We start from the raw sequence: 18,872 nt of genomic DNA, 5'->3' as shown, positions 1-18,872 counted from the left end.
GAGAGACAACTATGGCAGAAGCTAAGCAACTGCGCCAATGGGGCCGCAGAGTAATAGATATCGAGAAACAAGCACTGGATAACCTGTACCAGTTTGTTGATTCCCCCGAGTTCGCCCAAGCCTGCGAACTGATCCTCAACTGCAGCGGCAAGGTGATAGTGATGGGGATGGGGAAATCGGGCCATATAGGCAACAAGATTTCTGCCACCCTCGCCAGCACGGGCACCCCGGCATTCTTCGTTCACCCGGGCGAAGCCAGCCACGGCGACCTGGGGGTATTGAGTGAAAACGATATCGTATTGGCTATCTCCAACTCGGGCGAGTCCAGCGAAATTCTGACCCTGATGCCCGTCATCAAGCGCCAAGGGATCCCTATGATCTCCATGACAGGCAAGCCTGATTCCACCATGGCCAAGCTGGCGCAACTGCATCTGTGCATCAAGGTGCCAGAAGAAGCCTGCCCGCTGGGTCTGGCGCCCACCTCCAGCACCACGGCTACCCTGGTGATGGGAGATGCCCTGGCGGTCGCGCTGCTGCAGGCCAAGGGCTTTACCAAAGATGACTTTGCCCTGTCGCATCCCGGCGGCGCTTTGGGGCGCAAACTGCTACTCAAGGTCAGCGATGTGATGCACAAAGGCGAAGAGCTGCCGCTGGTCACAGAAGATATCTGTATCACAGACGCCCTGTATGAGATCTCCAAGAAAGGCCTGGGCATGACCGCCGTGGTCAATCAACAGAAGCAGCTCGTGGGTATCTTCACCGATGGTGATTTGAGACGTGTCATAGACGCTGGGGTCAACCTGCGTACCACCAAAATCAGCGATGTGATGACCCGAAATTGCATCACCAGTGGTGACAATATCCTTGCGGCGCAGGCGCTCAAGGTGATGGATGAGAATGACATTAACGGCCTTATCGTCATCAATGGCGCCAATGAGCCGATTGGAGCACTCAATATGCTGGATATGGTCAAGGCGGGGGTTATCTGATGAGTCATCAAGGTTTTTACGGCCCCATAAGCGAAGATAACTGGCAAAGAGCCGCCAAAATCAAACTGCTTATTTGTGATGTCGACGGTGTCTTCTCCGATGGCCGCATCTATATGAGCAACAGCGGCGAAGAGCTGAAGGCCTTTCACACCCGCGATGGCTATGGAGTGCGCTCACTGCTGTCCTGCGGCATTCAGGTGGCGGTGATCACCGGCCGCAAGTCCCAGATAGTCGAAAACCGTATGACGGCCCTGGGGGTAGACAAGATTTATCAAGGCATAGACAACAAGCTGGAGCCCTATGAGGCGCTGCTTAAACATTATGATCTCAAGCCTGAACAAGTGGCCTATATCGGTGACGACATTGTCGACTTGCCGGTGATGAAGCAAGTTGGACTGGCGGTTTGCGTGGCCGATGGCCATCCTTGGGTAAGGCAGCACTGCCACATGGTCACTCAGATTGCCGGTGGCCATGGCGCGCTCCGGGAACTGGCGGATCTTATCCTGCTCAGTCAGGACAAATTTGAAAAAGCCCACGGAATGAGTATATGAATAGGGTCACCCTGGCCATTATTTTGTTTTTCTCCACTGCACTTATCCTTTACTGGCAAGTGCAGAACAAGCGCAACGCTCAACAGAGCGAGGCGCCGGTGGATGTAGTACGACCGGACTTTGTCGCCGATGACCTTCGCTCGGTCAACTTTGATGAGCAGGGCAATGTCGCCAGCAGAGTCGCCGCGGCGCACATGGAACACTATGAAGCCAGTGAAAAGACCTTCTTCAACCAACCGGTTTATCTGGTCTATCCGGACAAGGGCGAAGCGCAGTGGCGCCTGTCTGCCAATGAGGGTAGGCTCAATCGCAAGACTAACCGAGTGGTACTTGAAAATAATGTTATCATCGACGCCATTAGCCCCAATGAACCAATCCAGAGCCTGAAAACCAGTTATGTGGAGCTGGATATGGACACCATGATCATGACCTCAGATCGCGAGATCCTGATCGAAGGCAGAGACTTTAATATCAAGGGATCCGGCCTGTACGCCGATCTCAATGCTCAGCAAGTAAAGCTGACCAGTCAGGTGAAAGGAACCTATGAAACCAAGTAAGTTTTTTATCGGTGCCCTCTTGTGCATCACAAGTCTGTCGGCGATAGCCATCGAAGAAGATCTGCTGCAAAAAGTAGAGATCAGCGCCGCCAATCAGTTTGCCGATATCAAGAACAAGCGCGTGGTATACGGTGGGCCAGTCACAGTCACCCAGGGCAGTTTGAAACTGCTGGCCGATGAACTCACGGCTTACACAGAGGATAAGAGCGGCGAGCGGATCCTGGTGGCCAAGGGCTCACCTGCCACCTATACCCAGAAACTGGAAGATGGCCGTCTGGCCAGCGCCAAGGCCAAAGAGATCCACTACAACATAGACAGTCGCATCATGACCTTGATAGGCCAAGCCAAAGTAGAACAGGACGGCAGCGAAGTGACCGCCGAGAAGATAGTCTACGACATCAACAAGCAGCAGCTGGAAGCGGAAAGCAGCGGCAAAGGCCAAGATAGGGTAACTACTGTTATCCAGCCGGAAAACTATCAGGATCTCAACAAAAAAGAACAGCAGCAGGAGCCGCAATGACCAGCACCCTGACGGCACAGAATCTGGCAAAGAGCTACAAGAAGCGCAACGTAGTCAAAGACGTCAGCCTGTCGGTCAATACCGGCCAAATCGTCGGGCTACTGGGCCCCAACGGGGCGGGCAAGACTACCACCTTCTATATGGTGGTCGGGCTGGTACAGAGTGACAAGGGCCGTATCTTTATCGATGAAGACGAGCTGACCCTAGATCCCATGCACCTGCGTGCCCGTAAAGGCATAGGTTATCTGCCACAGGAAGCCAGTATCTTTCGCAAGTTGTCGGTACATGACAACATCATGGCCGTGCTGCAAACCCGTAAGGAGCTCAACAGCGACGAGCGCGAGGAACAGCTCGAACAGCTACTGGAAGAATTCCACATTACCCACATACGTGACAGCCTGGGGATGTCCCTCTCCGGCGGTGAACGCCGCCGAGTGGAAATCGCCCGGGCGCTGGCCGCTAATCCAAGGTTTATTCTGTTGGATGAGCCGTTCGCCGGTGTGGATCCCATCTCAGTTATCGATATCAAAAAAATCATCGAACAGCTTAAGTCCCGCGGTTTAGGGGTGTTGATCACAGACCACAATGTTCGCGAAACACTCGACGTTTGTGAGCGAGCCTACATAGTCAGCCATGGACAGTTGATTGCCGAAGGCACACCCGCTGAAATCTTGGATAACCAACAAGTACGCGCTGTGTACTTAGGCGAACAATTCAGGCTATAGTTAGGATCATGTCATCCGGAGGGAATTCCGGGTATTATAGCCTGTTATTATTGAATTTTTTCATTGAAAAATAACGAGTAGGGATTAGCGGTATAATGAAAGCGTCACTCCAGCTCAAACTGGGTCAACAGTTGACCATGACACCTCAGTTGCAACAGGCCATCCGCCTGCTGCAACTGTCGTCCCTTGAGCTGCAGCAGGAAATTCAGGAAGCCTTGGAAGCCAACCCCCTCTTGGAGATGGCCGAGGACAGCCAGGACGACCCCATTGACGCCCATAAAGAAAACGACAGCAGCGAACTAAGTCCCCAGGAAGTCGATGGCTCCACGGTAGAAACCTCAGAGGCACTGAGCAATGAATCTATGCCGGATGAGCTGCCTATGGATACCACCTGGGATGAAGTCTTTACCGCTGCCAGTGCCTCAGGGCCGGCCATGGGCCGTGAAGATGACATGCCCTTCCAGGGAGAAACCAGCGAAGGTCTCTACGAACACCTGGAGTGGCAAAAGAACCTGACTCCGTTTTCCGATACCGACGACGCCATTGCCACCGCCATCATAGATGCCATCAACGAACAGGGCTATCTGACCCAGAGCACAGAGGAGATCCTCGAAGCCATGGGCAACCCTGAGATTGAACTCGATGAAGTCGAGGCGGTACTCAAGCGGATCCAGCACTTCGATCCTGTCGGCATCGCCTCCAGAGATCTGCGCGAATGCCTGCTGATCCAGTTACAGCAGTTCAACGCCGACACCCCACATCTGGCCAATGCCCGCTTGTTGATTGACGAACACCTGGATCTCATTGCCGCCCGTGACTTCCGCACCCTGATGCGCAAGACCAAGCTCAAGGAAGATCAACTGCGTGACGCCATCAACCTGATTCAGAGTCTCAATCCCCGTCCCGGCTTGCTGGTGCAGCCGATGGACGAAGAATATGTGATCCCGGATGTTAGCGTCTGGAAGAAAAATGGCCGCTGGGTCGTGGAACTCAACCCGGACTGTATGCCCAAACTCGGGATCAACCAGCAGTATGCTGCCATGGCCCGCAGTGCCCGCAGCCAATCAGACAGCCAGTTTATTCGTGGCCATCTTCAGGAAGCCAAATGGTTTATCAAGAGCCTGGAGAGCCGCAACGACACCCTGCTCAAGGTGGCCAACTGCATAGTGCAGTTCCAGCAGGGATTTTTCGAATATGGTGAAGAGGCCATGAAACCCATGGTGCTCAACGATATCGCCGAGGCGGTCGAGATGCATGAATCGACCATCTCTAGGGTCACCACTCAAAAGTATATGCATACCCCCAGGGGAATATTTGAATTGAAGTACTTCTTCTCCAGCCATGTCGGTACCGAAGATGGCGGAGAATGCTCTTCCACGGCGATCAGGGCTTTTATCAAGAAGCTCGTGGCAGCGGAAAACCAGAAGAAGCCCTTAAGCGACAGCAAGATGGCGCAGCTTCTGGCAGAACAGGGAATCAACGTTGCAAGACGCACCATAGCCAAGTATCGCGAGGCTATGATGATACCACCGTCGAACCAGCGTAAGAGTTTATAAATCCACAGTTGGAATTTGGAGGAATATTTCTATGCAAATCAACCTGACAGGACATCACATCGAGATCACCGACTCACTACGTGACTACGTGGAAAGTAAGTTTTCGAAACTTGAACGCCATTTCGAACAGATCAATAATGTGCACGTTGTGCTCAATGTACAAAAAATGCAACAGATTGCCGAAGCCAAGATCCACCTCAATGGCGGCGAAGTCTATGCTACTTCTGAACATGCCGACATGTATGCCGCCATCGACGTTCTGATTGATAAATTGGATCGTCAGGTCATTAAACACAAAGAAAAGCTGACAAAACACTAACGATGGAACTGAGTACCATCCTGCGGCCGGAGTGCACCACCTGTGCCACTCCGGGCAGTAAGAAAAAGGTACTGGAGCTGATTAGCGATCTCGCCAGCGCCCAGTACCCCACCCTTTCCTCTCAAGCGATTTTTGAAAGCCTATTGGCCCGCGAAAAGATGGGGAGCACAGGTATAGGTAATGGTATTGCGATTCCGCATGGCCGGCTGCCTGATATCACAGAGCCGATTGCCGTGCTGGTCAAATGCGAAGAGCCTATCGCCTTCGATGCCATAGACAACCAGCCGGTGGACATACTGTTCGCCCTCCTGGTGCCCGCCGAACAATGCCAGCAACACCTGAGTACTCTATCCGCCATGGCTGAAAAGCTCAGCGACAAGGCGATACTCAAGCAGTTGCGTAAATCCAGCGATGCAACCGAACTCTACCAGGTGATCACAGGATGAAACTCGCGATAGTCTCAGGCCGCTCCGGTTCCGGAAAATCCGTTGCCCTCAGGGTACTCGAAGACCTGGGTTACTACTGTGTGGATAATCTGCCCCTGCCCATGATAGGCAGCCTGTTGGATAACCTCCGCGGCAGCAATGATCTGGTTGCCATCAGCATAGATGTGCGCAATATGCCGGATCAGGAAAAGGTGCTGGAACAGCAGTTGGCAGCCTTGCCGGAAAACACCCAACTGACCAGCTTCTTCCTCAACGCCTCCGATAAAGTGCTGCTGAAGCGCTACAGCGAAACCCGCAGACTGCACCCCCTATCCAAGAGCAAAGTCTCACTACAGGACGCCATCAAGCTCGAAGGTAAGCTGCTGGAGCCTATGTCAAAACTAGTGGATCACTACATAGATACCTCAGTCATGAATATCTATGAACTCAGTGATACTGTGCGGGAAATTCTGCTTGGCAGTGTCGATAAAGAACTGGTGATCAACTTTGAATCCTTCGGCTTCAAGCACGGTATGCCCCAGGAAGCCGACTTCATGTTTGATGTGCGCTTTCTGCCCAACCCTCACTGGGAGCCAGCGCTCAGGCCACTGACCGGGCTGGATGAACCTGTGCAGGAGTTTCTCAGCCGCCAGCCACTAGTAAACAAGTTCATCTGGCAGATAGAAAATCTACTGGAAACCTGGCTGCCGCACCTTGAACGCAACAACCGCAGTTACCTCACCATAGCCATAGGCTGCACCGGTGGCCAGCATAGATCTGTCTATGTTGCCGAGCAGCTCGCCAAACGTTTTGGCAATAGCAAACACAAGGTACAGGCTCGTCACCGGGAGCTGAGCAATGGCAAAGGTTGAACGGGAAATCACCATAGTCAATAAACTGGGCCTGCACGCCCGCGCTGCCACTAAACTAGCGGTACTGGCAAGTGAATTCGAAGCCGATATCACCCTGATCCAAGGTAAGAAAAAGGCCTCGGCCGCCAGTGTGCTTGGGCTCCTGATGCTGGAAACCGGCCAAGGCAAGAAGATTCGCCTCATCGCCGAAGGCCCGGATGCCGAACCCGCAATGGACGCTATCTGCGCCCTGATCAACGCCCGTTTCGACGAAGCCAGCTAAAGCCTTAGCGTCACACTCTTTGTTTCTATAACTCCCCGGTCTTGATGTAAAATACCCTCGCTTTGCATAACGGGGGGAACTGCATGCCAATAGAAGCGCTCGACCAAGAGCTGACAGAACAACGTCTTACTCAACTGAACCAAGCTCTTGGCAGTGGTATGTTTGTGCACGTGCGCGACATGCTGCAGCGGATGACGGCTTCAGATATCGCCTTTATTCTCGAATCTTCACCGCCGCGTACCCGTCAGGTACTCTGGCAACTGGTGGATCAGGAGCAGAGCGGCGAGATCCTCGAAGAGCTGGGTGAAGATATGAAAGACCAGCTGATCAGCCTGATGAGTCCTGAGCGTTTGGCGCGAGCGACCGCCGGTATGGATACCGATGACCTGGCCTATGTATTGCGAAGCCTGCCGGACACCCTCTACAAACAGGTACTGCACTCCATGAGTGCCCAGGACAGGGCCAGGGTCGAACAGGCGCTCTCCTATCCGGAAGACAGTGCCGGCAGCCTGATGAACACAGATACCGTCACTCTGAGGCCGGACGTCAATGTCGATGTGGTACTGCGTTATCTGCGTCAAAGAGGCGAGCTTCCTGAAGCCACTGATACCCTCTATGTGGTGGATAGGCGCGATATATTACTCGGTGGCGTCAAGCTCTCCAGCCTACTGACCTGCGATCCGACTGCCGGGATCCGCGACATCATGGATCCCGAGCTTGAGAGCATTCCCGTCACCATGTCAGACAATGATGTGGCTCAGTTGTTTGAACGACACGACTGGGTTTCTGCGCCAGTGGTCGATGGCGAAGGCCATCTGCTTGGACGGATCACCATCGATGACGTGGTTGACGTTATCCGTGAAGACGCCGAACACTCCATGATGGGGATGGCGGGAATGGACGATGATGAAGACACTTTCGGCCCTGTGTTCAAGAGTGCTATTCGCCGCTCTTTGTGGCTGACTTTCAACCTGTTTGCCGCCCTACTGGCCGCCTCGGTCAGTAATATGTTTGAAGGCACACTGGAAAAATTTGCCACCATAGCGATTCTGATGACCATAGTGCCCAGCATGGGCGGCGTTGCCGGTAACCAGACGCTGGCACTGGTGATCCGCGGTATCGCCCTCGGTCACATAGGTCAAAGCAACTCCCGCTGGCTTATCGGCAAGGAGTTGGCCATCGGCTTTCTCAATGGCCTGTTGTGGTCGGCGCTGGTATTCACCGCCGTGTGGATCTGGAAAGGCGATCTGGCGCTCGGCGCCCTTATTGGCGGCGCCATGTTGATCAATATGACGGTAGCCGGTCTCGCCGGGGCCAGCATCCCTTTAATACTGAAAAAACTCAATGTGGATCCTGCACTGGCCGGCGGCATGGTGCTGACCACTGTGACGGATGTGATAGGCCTGTTCGCCTTCCTGGGGTTGGCGACTCTCGTTTTAATGGGCTGAGGCTCCAGCATTGATGAGTCTGAGATCGGGTTTCAATGAACCCGACTCAGGTTTGCATGGCAAAAATGAGAGTGAATCGACTCGCTCTCTATCCGCCGATAGCGGCGACACTGACGCTGACATCAATCGGTAAACCAAAGTATCTTGGGTTCCTCCAGCTCACAGAAGACAGAGACACACTCCCTTCGAGTCACCAGCAGATATTCTTGTAAATCAAGGTTGGTACTGGCCATAAAGCCGCTGCGACTGGTTTCTTGGCGGAACCAACCACCGTTGGAGATTTGAAACAACCAACCATTGGAGAGGCTGCATTCGGTCCAGAACTCCATCAGATCGCCTTCATCGAGAACCCGAAAGCCAACAACAGAACCAAAATGTACCGTGGCCTGGCGGCCTTCAACACTCACTTCAACATCCAAGCCCTGACTGTCGTAGCCTAGACGGATCAATCCCACTTCATCGCCGAGATAATCTGTCGCTATCGGTAAGCCTTTGGTTTCGAGCATGCTTCCCCCAAGCAAGAACACAAAGCCCTACTTTAGAAGGGGAACAATTGCAGATGCAAGCATATTTGGATAAAAACCAGACAAGCATCCAAGAAAGGCACGGAGACGTCACGAGAAACATATCCGTACCTGAATGAAAGTTTGTTTAAGGTTTCAACGGTGCTTCGAAGCCGTAAGAGGCCAGAATGGATTGCCCCTTGGGAGACAGAATATACATGGCCAGCGGCCAAGCGGCAGAGTCGGCTTTATCCAGCACCAGCATGCCATAATTGGCACCCACTGCCAGCGACTCGGGCAACGCCACTATCTTAAGCTCAGGCACTTCTTTCTTGGCCAATACGGCGTTGGTGCAGTAGGTTAAAAATACATCCGCCCGTTTGTTGGCCATCACCCAGCCATAGGGGTTTTTGCCTTTAGGAGGTTTGGCACTGTCGGCGCCACCGGTCAATTGCAGGGCCTTTGCCGCCAATTTAGCCTGGCTACCGGGCTTGATAGCTTCGGCGCGATCAAACACTTTGAAAGCATAGTCACCGGCAGGGTCGGCCTTGGGAGTGGAGGTGCCCAGCTTGATTTTGCTGTCCAGCAAAGTATCCAGCATATTCTCTGTCGTCAGAGGAACATTATCTTGCGCCAGAGCGCACAGGCGGTTCCGGGCAAACATCACCACAGGCGCGCCCTTGCCTTCCTGCATCAGTTTTTGTGGATGCTTCATATTGGCCGACGCAAACAGGTCGACCTTCTCGCCCTCTTCAATTCGGCCTCTGAGCAAGCCTGAAGGGGCAAACTGGGCATTGACCTTAACGCCGCCATCGGCTTGATAACTGGCGATAACATCCGTCATGGCGGTCTTCAAACTTCCCGCGGCCCTGAACTCAAGATCCGCCGCCTGAGAAAAGGCGGGCAGTAACAGGGCGAGTAAGCAGACACTCTTTTTCATTTATTTTTCTCCAGTGTATAAGATACAGATGCCGCTAAACTCAACCAAACCGCATCACAAATCAACGCACCACGGCAAAACTTGTCATAAATTCCCCTCAAGATCACGCCACCTAACAGGGAAAACCGGAGAAAGGGACAATTTGACCCAATAAAAAGGGCCGCCGCTGCGATCCTAAGGCTTAAAATCTTAACCTAGCGGACTAAGAATAATCTCTACCCGACGGTTCTGTGCCCGTCCCTGAGGGGTGGCATTGGAAGCGATTGGGCTGGCTTCACCTCGGCCCTGAGTCAGCACTCGCTGTCCGGATACACCTTTACGGATCAAGTAATTACCTACTTCGCTTGCACGAACCTGTGACAATCTCAGGTTGTAAGACTCAGAGCCGCTACTGTCGGTATAACCCACCACATTCAGCTGAGTCTTGTCATATTCCTTGGCCACCAGCACTACGCTGTCCAATACCCGCATGGCACCACTGCTGAGATCTGTCTTGTCGACCTGGAAAGTCACTTCATTGGGCATGTTGAGCACTATGGTATCGCCCACCCGGGTCACACTGACACCGGTAGAAGCCAGCTGCTGACGCAACTTGGTTTCCTGTACATCCATGTAATAGCCGATACCACCGCCTAAGGCTGCACCGGATGCGGCTCCTATCAGGGCGCCCTTGCCCCTGTCACTCTTACTGGAGGAGGCCACACCTATGGCCGCGCCGGCTACGGCACCTATCAGCGCTCCGTTGGTCGCCTTGGCGGTCTGTTGTTCATTGGTATAAGGATTCACTGTAGTACAGCCAGTTGCCAGCAATGCCAGCAACAGAGGAGCTGTCAGAAAAGCGCGCTTTTTCATGTTATTTTTCCTTCGTCTGCTTGTTCCAATCTAAGCGGAACCTACCTGGCGCCAAAGTATATAGCAGCGCTTCAAGCAGACAATCCCCCGGAGGCCATAGAGACAACAAATCCGCACGGCGTTCAGCACGGATTCAGTCAAATCTGACTTTCTCCCCCCGGATTGTCAGCCAAGTGTCATGGCGCTGACATCAAATAAAGTCCCAAAATAGAGCAGACTGCACTCTATTGGGGGGCGCCAGGCAGATACACCCGATCATGAAATGAATCAATTTTCTTTTATATCAACATATTAAAAGAAGATTAAAAATTGGCATGTTTCTTACATACCTATAAAGCAGTATTCCACTGTTCAGGAGTCATGATGAAAACACTGATGAAAATGCGCGACAGTTGGCATTCGCTCTGGCATGGCCTCAAGCACTTGGGCTACAGCCAATGGGATGTGGAATAGCAGAGCTGGAATAACCGCTCTGGAAAACCATTCTTGAACCATCAGGGAGGCGGTATGGAAATTAACGAGCAGAAACTGCGACAGCAAGCCATTAAGGAAGTGACCCAAAACGGCAGGCTCATGTTTGACGTTGCCCGTCAGCATGGGATCTCCACCAAACAGGTTTATCAGTGGCTGGCGCAGAATGAAGCGGCTGGCAGACCCAGGCAATCCCGGCTGATGGGAGAACTGCAGCAACTGCAGCAGCGCATTCGTCAGTTGAGCCAGGAGTTTACCCTAATCCGTTAAAGTTTCGACAGGAGCGAACCTGACACACAGTTATCGCCCCCAACGATAAAAAATGTACATATAACAACGATAAAGCGCTACATTTTTAAGGTTCGTTCCTGTCATTTTATTGCCGTTACTGGCCGCTTAGACGCTTGCCGAAAGAGATGGCATAAGCCGCGGATCTCAGCCGCAGCACAGGGTCATCACTGGCGGCAATCCCTTTACTGAGCACATTGGGATCAAAGTTCAGCCTGTCGCAGGCCGAAGCCGCAACCGAGTCTATGCTCAGGCGCCCGAGAGTAACCCTGGGTCGGTTATCCGGCCACTGCAGTGAGGGGTCCAGCAAGGGATCCCCCTCCTCGGCCAGGGTCAGCTTAAGCTCAAACTGAGCCGGTCCTGTTTTCAGCCTCTGCATCAACCTGTCCTGCAGAAAATCATCCGGCAACTGCGCCATTTCGGCATCCGTCAATGGTTGCTCCCCGTCCACAGGCCAAAGCTCCCAACGGCCAAAGCGCTTTTGCTGGCCTTGGTTACCAAAAATAAAGCTGTGAATGCCAAAGTAGTTGACCGAGGTATAGGCCGCCGGTGGATTGTGCTGCTTTAACCACTGCCCCTGGCGGGCGGCATCCGGATGTTGCTGCAGATAGCGTGCAACCGCGCCGGTTTCCCCCTCACGCTGAGCCAGAGAAGCGCGCAGCAAGCCAAGAAAACTGTCGGGATCTTTCCCCGGAAACACAGGCGTGGTCAACCCGGCCAACTGATGCACCTGCCCGTCCGGCAGTTCGATGCGCACGCCTATCCCTCTTGGGCTGCGACTGGTATCGGCCACAAAAGGATTGCCACCCGCCATGGAAAAACGCACCTGAGCGGGCAGTGCCTGCTCTGTGGCAAACAGAGATAGTTCCTTGAGCCAGGGCTCCTCTGCACTTGGCCGGAAACTGCCAATGGTGCAGATTCCCTTGGCATGTCCCTTGCGCTCTCCCGGATGTTGACCGGAAAGCGCTTCAAATACCTGGATAAAATCATTTGCCTGAGCCGCCATTACCGAACTGGAGCCCAAAGCCCCCAACTGAGCTCCCAAGAGCAATAACGCAGGCCAAACCGATACTCTCATGCTTACTCCCTTTGTAAAAATCAGAATCCAGGCCTGATACAGGCCGCCCAAACCTGACCGGGAAACCCGGCGGATTATTTCAGGAGTGGGCCAAAGGCCATGCTATGCTGAGGACGGCAACAGACGACAGGAGGCGGCAATGCAATATCGGATTGAGCAAGACACCCTGGGCGAGGTCAAGGTCGAAGCAGACAAATACTGGGGCGCCCAGACCCAGCGCAGTCTGGAAAACTTCCCCATAGGCCCGCAAGCGAGTATGCCGAGGGCTATCATCCACGCCTTCGCCCTGTTGAAGAAAGCCGCTGCCCAGACCAATGCCGAGCTTGGGCAACTGCCCAAGGACAAGGCGGCGCTCATCGCCAGAGTTTGCGATGAAATCTTGGCGGGCCAACTGGAGCAGCACTTTCCCCTGGTCATTTGGCAGACCGGTAGCGGCACCCAAACCAATATGAACCTCAATGAGGTGATAGCCAATCGTGGCATGGCGCTGGCACACAAGGCCATCAGCCTGAGCCCGAACGATGATGTCAATCGCAGCCAGAGCAGCAATGATACCTTCCCCAGCGCCATGCATATCGCCGTGGTACTCAAGACCTGCAGGCACACACTGCCCGCCATAGGTGCGCTGCGCGATAGCCTAAAACACAAGTCACAACAGTTTGCCGATATTACCAAGACCGGCCGCACTCACTTTATGGATGCCACCCCGCTGACCCTGGGACAGGAGATCAGTGCCTGGGTGACTCAGTTGGACAAAGGCATAGGCGCCATAGAGCGGGCGTTGGCAAACTGCCGTGAATTGGCTCTTGGCGGCACGGCCGTGGGGACTGGGCTCAATTCTCCCATAGGTTACGCCGAGCGCGCCGCCGAACTGATATCGTCATTCAGTGGTGAGCAGTTTGTCAGCGCGACCAACAAGTTCGAGGCACTGAGTGCCAGCGATGCCATGGTGGAACTCAGCGGCGCCTTCAAGCGCCTGGCGGTCAGCCTGATGAAAATAGCCAATGATGTTCGCATGCTCGCCAGCGGCCCCCGTTGCGGTATAGGGGAACTGCTATTGCCTGCCAACGAACCCGGCTCCAGCATAATGCCCGGCAAGGTTAACCCGACTCAGTGCGAGGCGCTAACCATGGTGGCGGCTCAGGTGATGGGCAACGATCTCGCCGTCAGCATAGGTGCCAGCAACGGCCAGTTTCAGCTCAATGTCTTTCGGCCGCTCATCGCCGCCAATCTGCTGCAAAGCGCCGAATTGCTGGGTGATGCCTGTCTGAGCTTCGATAAGCACTGCGCTTCGGGGCTGGAACCCAACCGCCAGATGATCGCCAAGCAGCTGCAGCGCTCCTTGATGCTGGTCACCAGCCTCAATCCTCACATAGGCTATGCCAAGGCCGCCCAAATCGCCAAGGACGCCCACCAAAGAGGCATTAGTCTAAGACAAGCCGCGTTGGAGTCGGGACTGGTAACCGAGGCCGAGTTTGATACTTGGGTCAATCCGGCGAACATGTTGGGCCCTTTCGAGGCTAAATTGTAAATTTGTATTAAAATGTATCTGTTTTGGAACTAATCGCTGTATTATGCCAACCCCTCGCCAAGGAGTTGGCTTTTTCAACTGATAAGTAGTCATTTACAGAATGAAATACCAAAACACCTTGTTGGCACTGAGCGCACTCATGCTGACTCAATGCAGCTCACTCGACCTCAATCAATGCCAAAACTCAGACTGGTTTGCCCTTGGGCTTCAGGATGGCAACAATGGCGCCCATGCCAGCAGAATCAATGATTATGCCGAGGATTGTGCCGAATTCGGTATTCGGGTTGATCATGGCGGCTGGCGTGAAGGCTATCTACAGGGGCTGCAAAACTACTGTCAGCCGGAAAACGGCTACCGAGTCGGTCTGGCGGGTGAAGGCTATGCAGGGGTCTGCTCCAGCAACGCTTTCATCGAACAGTACAATGCTGGCTACCACCAATACCAGCTCAATAAACGCGCCGATGAGATCCGCAGCCGCCTGCGTCAGATCGACTACCAGATCCGCGATCTGGATCAGAAGCTGGTGTCCATGACAGACAAGGCCAGCACCCTGGAGAAGAAAAAACAGCTGCTGAATGAAAAAAACCAGTTGGTGAATGAACTCAGGTATCTGCAAGTCCCGGATGTGCAGTTCAGATGGCAATTCTGAGGCTTGCCTTCGATATCAAGCAATCCAGTGCCCAACACTCATGAGTTTAATCTGTGCGCCAGTTTTCAGCCCCGGATAAAACTGTGACCGTCAAAATAGGTCCTAATTTCGTTCCTGTACCGCAAGTGATGGGCTGCAGCTTAGCTAGCAACTAAAACCAAGTTCATTGGTGGTTTGGGCTCAAAGGCATGATAGCCGCTATGCCAGCGGCCTAAAGTCGTGGTGTTCCACACCACACCGGGCAAAGGGCTTTGCTTGTCCAAAGCCCCTTGCATCCCCAAGGACACCCCGACGTAGCCGAAATCCCTGCTGGCTTATGAAGCAAATTGGCTACACTCAGGACTCGCATCCCTGCTCGACCTTCGAGCCTCGACATCCCTGTCTCGGCTATGCCAATTTGCAACAACACCTGCAGCGGCTCCTAAGGGGAATTGGTGCAATTCTATTAGCACTGAGTAGCTGGAAGCATTTCAGAGTTCTGCAGATATACACCTAATTCCAGGCACAGGTGGAACTGTGACCGTCGAAAACAAGGATGTTTTCGTCGAGGCTACAGGGACGTATTAACGCCGTGTCACAGGATCGCCTGTGCGAAAGCGCACCGCAGGTGATGGGCTGCAATTTTGCGAGCAGCTAAGACCAAGTTTATTGGTGAGTTTTGGCTCAAAACCATGATAGCCGCTGTGCCAGCAGCCTAAAGTCGTGGAGCTTCGCCCCACACCCGACCAAGCGGGGATCAACAGCAATCCCCTCTTGGATCTCCCTTGCCGCCCCACACGGTGTCGAAAGCCCCTCGGCCTAATGGCGCAAATAACTACCGCTTCAGACGCTCATCCCTGATTCGACTGGCGCTGCTTCGGCATCCATGCCTCAGCCACGTTATTTGCGCCAACGGCTTTCGGCGACACCGAGGGGGAATTGGTGCAATTCTATTAGCACTGAGTAGCTGGAAGCATTTCAGAGTTCTGCAGATATACACCTAATTCCAGGCACAGGTGGAACTGTGACCGTCGAAAACAAGGATGTTTTCGCCGAGGCTACAGGGACGTATTCACGCCGAGTCACAGGATCGCCTGTGCGAGGGGCGCACCGCAGGTGATGGGCTGCAATTTTGCGAGCAGCTAAGACCAAGTTTATTGGTGAGTTTTGGCTTAAAGCCCTGATAACCGCAGCGCCAGCTGCACAACCCCTTTCTGGTGCCAACAGCTCTGGCACTTCTCCTATCCCTGGGTTAACTTGGCAAGTTGAACTCAAAGGAGGAAACGCGCAATGTCCGACTGCATATTGCAACCCTTTCAGCCGCAATGGGCCGGTTTGTTGCTCTCCTGGATAGAGTCGGCAGAGGCTTGTCTGCGCTGGGCAGGCCCAGGGCTGGGTTGGCCGCTGTCACCACCAAAGCTGCAGCAGCATCAAGCCCAGGCAAACCTCGCTCCTTTGGCGCTGACAAGAGTCGAAGCCAGTGACCAAGCTAGCCTGGATAGCGACTCGCTGCTGGGCTATCTGGAACTGCTGGCCAGAAAACCCGATGAGATCCGGCTATGCCGGGTGATCTGCTCCCCCAAGCATAGAGGCAAGGGGCTGGGGCGGGAGTTAATGCGTCAGGGTATAGAGCGCGCCTTTGCCGATCCCAAGGTTACGCATCTAAGCCTAGCTGTGTTCCATGACAATCTCGCGGCCCGCCGCTGTTATCAGGCACTGGGGTTTGAGATAGTGGCCCGAGGCCAGCTGGGGGCAACGGAAACGAATAATTTTCCCGCTTCTGATGCTGAGTTACTGGAAATGCAGCTCCAGCGCCGTCACTGGTTTAAACAGAATGAAAAGATTTTTTAAACAGTGAGTTAATTCACTTCCCTTTTATAAGGGCCATGCCAGAATAGCCGCCATATCCGAGTATTGTGTTGTTTCGGTGACAATCATGTCCAGCTCTCTCAAGGGAAACGCTCTGGCGGCCTTCTCTTTCGTGCTTTGGGGAATATTACCCCTCTACTATCAATTGCTGCCGGATGCGGCCATCTTTGAGTTGCTGGCCTTCAGGGTCATCTGGTCTGTGCCCTTTATGCTGCTGGTCTTTGTCCTGCTGAGACGACCGTTACCTGCCTTTGGCGCGCTGTGGCGTGATAAACGCTCATTGCTGCTGTGCTTTGCCGCCGGGCTTATCATGTGTATCTCCTGGGTCAGCTTCACCTGGGCCCTGACCCATGGTCAGGTACTGGCGGCCAGCCTGGGATTCTTTATCAACCCTCTGTTTGCCATCGCTCTGGGGGTACTGTTCCTCGGCGACAAACTAAGCAAGGCGCAACTGGCCGCGGTGGTACTGGCCATTGCCGGTATTGGCTGGCAGGTATATCAATACGGCAGCTTGCCCTGGTTGTCTCTGGTGATGGGCAGCTTTTTTGCCCTCTACGGGCTGCTGAAAAAGTTTATCCGCTTTGACTCCTTCACCTCGGTCACCCTGGAGGCACTGCTGCTGACTCCCTTTGCTTTGGGCTACCTCTGTTATCTGCTGGCCACAGAGCAAAGCACCGCACTAATTGGCGGCAGCGAAGGCATTATGCTCTATATCGGCTCGGCGCCCGTGACACTGGCGCCGCTGATCCTATTCAGCCTAGCGCTGAGATACACGAGTCTGTCCATGGTGGGTTTGCTGCAATACATTGAGCCCAGCCTGCAATTTTTGCTGGCGGTGGTCATCTTTGGTGAGGTGTTTGATGAGGTGAAACTGGTGAGTTTCTCCCTCATCTGGGCCGGACTGCTGCTGTGCTCGTTGGAGGCCTTGCCCGGACTGCGTCGCAGCTTAAAGCGGGTCTAACTTCCAGGCGCGGGTCATCTCGCGCTTGCCAAGGGCTCCCGGGTAAGCTTTAACCTGAAAACCGGCGGCCTTGAGATCTCGCTTGAACTGGCCATTGGCGCAGTAAGACACCAATAAGCCGCCCTGCTCCAGCAACCCATAGCACTTTTTGAAGTTATCCAGCGCCCATACATCCGGCTGCTTGCTGGGGGCGAAGGCATCGTAATACACCAAGTTGAAGGGTTCGCCCTGCCACTCGAGCTGCTCCAACTTGCCCTTGACCTTACGCAGCGCAAAACCCGGCATGATTTCCACATCCTGATCCCAGGGGGCGGCGTGCAAGGCATCGAACAGCGGCGCATACCAGTCGGGCAGCATGCCCTTGTAGTTCAGCCCCTCAATCAGCTCGGCGGACAAGGGATAAGGCTCTATAGTGACATAGCGCACCGGCAGCGGCGCCAAGCCACTCTGCTGACGCGCCTTTGTCAGCTCCAGCACCTTACCCAGGGTCATGAGGGCATTGAGCCCGGTGCCAAAGCCCACTTCCAGAATCGCCAGATGATCAAAGTCCTGCAACACCTGCTCGAGCCCGGCGTGGATAAACACATAACGGGATTCGGCCAACGCCCCCTTGTGGGAGTGGTAGGTCTCATTGAGCTCGGCATTAAATAGAGTATGTGACCCGTCTTCGGTCAGCTGCAGGCTTACGTGTTTCATCTCGACTCTTAATCATCTGTGCGGGGAAAGCCGGGGCGCTCGCCCCGGCGACGGCCAATTATCCCAGAAAGGCGATAACGGCCGCAAGCCAATTACCCTTGGCGCTCCAGCACCTGCTGTACCACGGCCTTGAGGGTGGCATAGTCGATATAGCCGGGGATCACCTCATCACCTATGAGCAGTGTCGGCGTGCCGCCAAAGCCCAGTTCAGAGAAGACTCTCACATTGGTATGCATCAACTCGTCGGCGCGGCCGCTGGGCTTGAGGTATTGTTCAGTGCCCGTGGCCTTGGCGACCTGCTGCAGTGAATTCTCTGTGTGCATGCCATTCTTGGCCATCAAGAGTTCATGTACCCGGGGGAAATCCTTGCGATCCTGCCGCCAGACTTCGAGGGCAAAGCCGCCGGACGAAAGCTCAGTGCCCTGGGCCTTTATCTGCCTCAATGGCACAAACACATTGACCACCTGCAAGTTTGGGAACTCCTTTAAAAGCTTGGCAAATTCCAGCTCCATCCGCTTACAGTAGGGGCAGTTGTAGTCGGTAAACACCACCAGTTGCAACTCGGGCTTGCTGCTGCCCATGGTCGGCATCTGCGGGTTGTTGAACAGCCAGTCCTTGTGCTTGGCCAGCGCTTGCTGCTGCAACTGTCGCTGCTCCACATAAGACTCTATGCTGCCGAGCACGCCGGGAATGATCTCCGGATGCTTGAGCAAAATGCTGCGGATCTGCCCCAATTGCTGTTCCTCTTGTTGGCTCAGCTGCTGCTCGGCCGCCTGTAAACTGCCGCTGGCCGCCAGCAGCCAGGCACTCAATACTATCCAATACTTCATC

General features: G+C 54.0%; 22 protein-coding genes. 16 read left to right on the top strand and 6 right to left on the bottom strand.

Translation table 11 applies throughout. The features are described 5' to 3' along the window. Window positions 1–11: 11 nt before the first annotated feature. From K5621_RS03495 to mgtE, 11 genes are all read left to right on the top strand, one after another. Window positions 12–989, top strand: a complete 978-nt coding sequence (locus K5621_RS03495; RefSeq protein ID WP_188726021.1) for a KpsF/GutQ family sugar-phosphate isomerase — start codon at window positions 12–14, stop codon at window positions 987–989. Further along, window positions 989–1,540 (top strand): 3-deoxy-manno-octulosonate-8-phosphatase KdsC, encoded by a 552-nt coding sequence (gene kdsC, locus K5621_RS03490; protein ID WP_100143159.1) that lies wholly within the window; start codon window positions 989–991, stop codon window positions 1,538–1,540. Before K5621_RS03495 ends, kdsC begins: the two co-directional genes overlap by 1 nt. Next, a complete protein-coding gene (lptC, locus tag K5621_RS03485) occupies window positions 1,537–2,097 on the top strand; it encodes an LPS export ABC transporter periplasmic protein LptC (RefSeq protein WP_100143158.1) in 561 nt (186 codons plus the stop codon). Before kdsC ends, lptC begins: the two co-directional genes overlap by 4 nt. Further along, window positions 2,084–2,617 carry a lipopolysaccharide transport periplasmic protein LptA gene (gene lptA / locus K5621_RS03480; RefSeq protein WP_221050431.1) on the top strand — a complete coding sequence of 178 codons (534 nt, stop codon included), beginning with the start codon at window positions 2,084–2,086 and terminating at the stop codon, window positions 2,615–2,617. Before lptC ends, lptA begins: the two co-directional genes overlap by 14 nt. Beyond that, complete coding sequence (gene lptB / locus K5621_RS03475) at window positions 2,614–3,342, top strand: LPS export ABC transporter ATP-binding protein (protein WP_100143156.1); 729 nt, start codon at window positions 2,614–2,616, stop codon at window positions 3,340–3,342. The genes lptA and lptB overlap by 4 nt, the downstream gene beginning before the upstream one ends. A gap of 95 nt (window positions 3,343–3,437) precedes the next feature. Next, the gene (locus K5621_RS03470) at window positions 3,438–4,898 is read left to right on the top strand and encodes an RNA polymerase factor sigma-54 (protein WP_221050430.1); all 1,461 of its coding nucleotides are present in this window, start codon (window positions 3,438–3,440) and stop codon (window positions 4,896–4,898) included. Between the two features lie 31 nt (window positions 4,899–4,929). Continuing rightward, complete coding sequence (gene hpf / locus K5621_RS03465; protein WP_100143154.1) at window positions 4,930–5,217, top strand: ribosome hibernation promoting factor; 288 nt, start codon at window positions 4,930–4,932, stop codon at window positions 5,215–5,217. Window positions 5,218–5,219: 2 nt separating this feature from the next. After that, on the top strand, window positions 5,220–5,663 hold the full coding sequence (gene ptsN / locus K5621_RS03460; RefSeq protein ID WP_100143153.1) for a PTS IIA-like nitrogen regulatory protein PtsN: 444 nt from the start codon (window positions 5,220–5,222) through the stop codon (window positions 5,661–5,663). Then, on the top strand, window positions 5,660–6,514 hold the full coding sequence (gene rapZ / locus K5621_RS03455; RefSeq protein WP_100143152.1) for an RNase adapter RapZ: 855 nt from the start codon (window positions 5,660–5,662) through the stop codon (window positions 6,512–6,514). Before ptsN ends, rapZ begins: the two co-directional genes overlap by 4 nt. Further along, a complete protein-coding gene (locus tag K5621_RS03450) occupies window positions 6,501–6,776 on the top strand; it encodes an HPr family phosphocarrier protein (protein ID WP_100143151.1) in 276 nt (91 codons plus the stop codon). The genes rapZ and K5621_RS03450 overlap by 14 nt, the downstream gene beginning before the upstream one ends. 83 nt (window positions 6,777–6,859) lie before the next feature. Further along, the gene (gene mgtE / locus K5621_RS03445; protein ID WP_221050429.1) at window positions 6,860–8,224 is read left to right on the top strand and encodes a magnesium transporter; all 1,365 of its coding nucleotides are present in this window, start codon (window positions 6,860–6,862) and stop codon (window positions 8,222–8,224) included. A gap of 122 nt (window positions 8,225–8,346) precedes the next feature. Here the strand turns inward: mgtE and K5621_RS03440 are convergent, their stop codons facing one another. From K5621_RS03440 to K5621_RS03430, 3 genes are all read right to left on the bottom strand, one after another. Then, entirely contained in the window at window positions 8,347–8,730 is a 384-nt protein-coding gene (locus K5621_RS03440) for a hypothetical protein (protein ID WP_100143149.1), read from the bottom strand. A gap of 145 nt (window positions 8,731–8,875) precedes the next feature. After that, complete coding sequence (locus tag K5621_RS03435) at window positions 8,876–9,667, bottom strand: molybdate ABC transporter substrate-binding protein (protein WP_100143148.1); 792 nt, start codon at window positions 9,665–9,667, stop codon at window positions 8,876–8,878. Between the two features lie 189 nt (window positions 9,668–9,856). After that, a complete protein-coding gene (locus K5621_RS03430; protein ID WP_100143147.1) occupies window positions 9,857–10,519 on the bottom strand; it encodes a YiaD family glycine zipper/OmpA-like lipoprotein in 663 nt (220 codons plus the stop codon). Between the two features lie 507 nt (window positions 10,520–11,026). On the opposite strand from K5621_RS03430, the gene K5621_RS03425 reads away from it, so the two are divergent. Beyond that, window positions 11,027–11,260, top strand: coding sequence for a transposase (locus tag K5621_RS03425; protein WP_221050428.1), 234 nt, complete (start codon window positions 11,027–11,029; stop codon window positions 11,258–11,260). A gap of 115 nt (window positions 11,261–11,375) precedes the next feature. Here K5621_RS03425 and K5621_RS03420 read toward each other — a convergent pair whose 3' ends face one another. Next, a complete protein-coding gene (locus tag K5621_RS03420; RefSeq protein WP_221050427.1) occupies window positions 11,376–12,356 on the bottom strand; it encodes a catalase family peroxidase in 981 nt (326 codons plus the stop codon). Between the two features lie 139 nt (window positions 12,357–12,495). Here K5621_RS03420 and fumC point away from each other — a divergent pair, with 139 nt between their 5' ends. From fumC to rarD, 4 genes are all read left to right on the top strand, one after another. Further along, on the top strand, window positions 12,496–13,887 hold the full coding sequence (gene fumC, locus K5621_RS03415) for a class II fumarate hydratase (protein WP_221050426.1): 1,392 nt from the start codon (window positions 12,496–12,498) through the stop codon (window positions 13,885–13,887). A gap of 100 nt (window positions 13,888–13,987) precedes the next feature. Then, window positions 13,988–14,536, top strand: a complete 549-nt coding sequence (locus K5621_RS03410; protein ID WP_221050425.1) for a DUF2799 domain-containing protein — start codon at window positions 13,988–13,990, stop codon at window positions 14,534–14,536. Window positions 14,537–15,805: 1,269 nt separating this feature from the next. Then, on the top strand, window positions 15,806–16,366 hold the full coding sequence (locus tag K5621_RS03405) for a GNAT family N-acetyltransferase (RefSeq protein ID WP_221050424.1): 561 nt from the start codon (window positions 15,806–15,808) through the stop codon (window positions 16,364–16,366). An 85-nt stretch (window positions 16,367–16,451) separates the two neighbouring features. Beyond that, window positions 16,452–17,345 (top strand): EamA family transporter RarD, encoded by an 894-nt coding sequence (gene rarD / locus K5621_RS03400; protein WP_221050423.1) that lies wholly within the window; start codon window positions 16,452–16,454, stop codon window positions 17,343–17,345. Here rarD and mnmC2 read toward each other — a convergent pair. Next, window positions 17,331–18,041: a tRNA (5-methylaminomethyl-2-thiouridine)(34)-methyltransferase MnmC2 gene (gene mnmC2, locus K5621_RS03395; RefSeq protein WP_221050422.1), complete on the bottom strand. Its 711-nt coding sequence runs from the start codon at window positions 18,039–18,041 to the stop codon at window positions 17,331–17,333. The two genes, rarD and mnmC2, sit on opposite strands and share 15 nt — an antisense overlap. Before the next feature lie 92 nt (window positions 18,042–18,133). After that, the gene (locus K5621_RS03390) at window positions 18,134–18,871 is read right to left on the bottom strand and encodes a DsbA family protein (protein ID WP_100143140.1); all 738 of its coding nucleotides are present in this window, start codon (window positions 18,869–18,871) and stop codon (window positions 18,134–18,136) included. Between the last annotated feature and the right edge of the window lies 1 nt (window position 18,872).

It is taken from the genome of Shewanella carassii (genome assembly GCF_019670705.1).
Taxonomy (GTDB): Bacteria; Pseudomonadota; Gammaproteobacteria; order Enterobacterales; family Shewanellaceae; genus Shewanella; species Shewanella carassii.
This window is presented reverse-complemented; position numbering and strand designations above follow the sequence as displayed.

What these genes read in the sequence shown, in the direction of transcription:
- rarD (WP_221050423.1), top strand. Translation starts at nt 16,452, where the DNA reads ATGTCCAGCTCTCTCAAGGGAAACGCTCTGGCGGCCTTCTCTTTCGTG.
- mgtE (WP_221050429.1), top strand. Translation starts at nt 6,860, where the DNA reads ATGCCAATAGAAGCGCTCGACCAAGAGCTGACAGAACAACGTCTTACT.
- fumC (WP_221050426.1), top strand. Translation starts at nt 12,496, where the DNA reads ATGCAATATCGGATTGAGCAAGACACCCTGGGCGAGGTCAAGGTCGAA.
- K5621_RS03390 (WP_100143140.1), bottom strand. Translation starts at nt 18,871, where the DNA reads ATGAAGTATTGGATAGTATTGAGTGCCTGGCTGCTGGCGGCCAGCGGC.
- ptsN (WP_100143153.1), top strand. Translation starts at nt 5,220, where the DNA reads ATGGAACTGAGTACCATCCTGCGGCCGGAGTGCACCACCTGTGCCACT.
- hpf (WP_100143154.1), top strand. Translation starts at nt 4,930, where the DNA reads ATGCAAATCAACCTGACAGGACATCACATCGAGATCACCGACTCACTA.
- K5621_RS03425 (WP_221050428.1), top strand. Translation starts at nt 11,027, where the DNA reads ATGGAAATTAACGAGCAGAAACTGCGACAGCAAGCCATTAAGGAAGTG.
- lptB (WP_100143156.1), top strand. Translation starts at nt 2,614, where the DNA reads ATGACCAGCACCCTGACGGCACAGAATCTGGCAAAGAGCTACAAGAAG.
- K5621_RS03495 (WP_188726021.1), top strand. Translation starts at nt 12, where the DNA reads ATGGCAGAAGCTAAGCAACTGCGCCAATGGGGCCGCAGAGTAATAGAT.
- K5621_RS03410 (WP_221050425.1), top strand. Translation starts at nt 13,988, where the DNA reads ATGAAATACCAAAACACCTTGTTGGCACTGAGCGCACTCATGCTGACT.
- K5621_RS03405 (WP_221050424.1), top strand. Translation starts at nt 15,806, where the DNA reads ATGTCCGACTGCATATTGCAACCCTTTCAGCCGCAATGGGCCGGTTTG.
- K5621_RS03420 (WP_221050427.1), bottom strand. Translation starts at nt 12,356, where the DNA reads ATGAGAGTATCGGTTTGGCCTGCGTTATTGCTCTTGGGAGCTCAGTTG.
- mnmC2 (WP_221050422.1), bottom strand. Translation starts at nt 18,041, where the DNA reads ATGAAACACGTAAGCCTGCAGCTGACCGAAGACGGGTCACATACTCTA.
- K5621_RS03470 (WP_221050430.1), top strand. Translation starts at nt 3,438, where the DNA reads ATGAAAGCGTCACTCCAGCTCAAACTGGGTCAACAGTTGACCATGACA.
- lptA (WP_221050431.1), top strand. Translation starts at nt 2,084, where the DNA reads ATGAAACCAAGTAAGTTTTTTATCGGTGCCCTCTTGTGCATCACAAGT.
- K5621_RS03440 (WP_100143149.1), bottom strand. Translation starts at nt 8,730, where the DNA reads ATGCTCGAAACCAAAGGCTTACCGATAGCGACAGATTATCTCGGCGAT.
- K5621_RS03435 (WP_100143148.1), bottom strand. Translation starts at nt 9,667, where the DNA reads ATGAAAAAGAGTGTCTGCTTACTCGCCCTGTTACTGCCCGCCTTTTCT.
- K5621_RS03430 (WP_100143147.1), bottom strand. Translation starts at nt 10,519, where the DNA reads ATGAAAAAGCGCGCTTTTCTGACAGCTCCTCTGTTGCTGGCATTGCTG.
- rapZ (WP_100143152.1), top strand. Translation starts at nt 5,660, where the DNA reads ATGAAACTCGCGATAGTCTCAGGCCGCTCCGGTTCCGGAAAATCCGTT.
- lptC (WP_100143158.1), top strand. Translation starts at nt 1,537, where the DNA reads ATGAATAGGGTCACCCTGGCCATTATTTTGTTTTTCTCCACTGCACTT.
- kdsC (WP_100143159.1), top strand. Translation starts at nt 989, where the DNA reads ATGAGTCATCAAGGTTTTTACGGCCCCATAAGCGAAGATAACTGGCAA.
- K5621_RS03450 (WP_100143151.1), top strand. Translation starts at nt 6,501, where the DNA reads ATGGCAAAGGTTGAACGGGAAATCACCATAGTCAATAAACTGGGCCTG.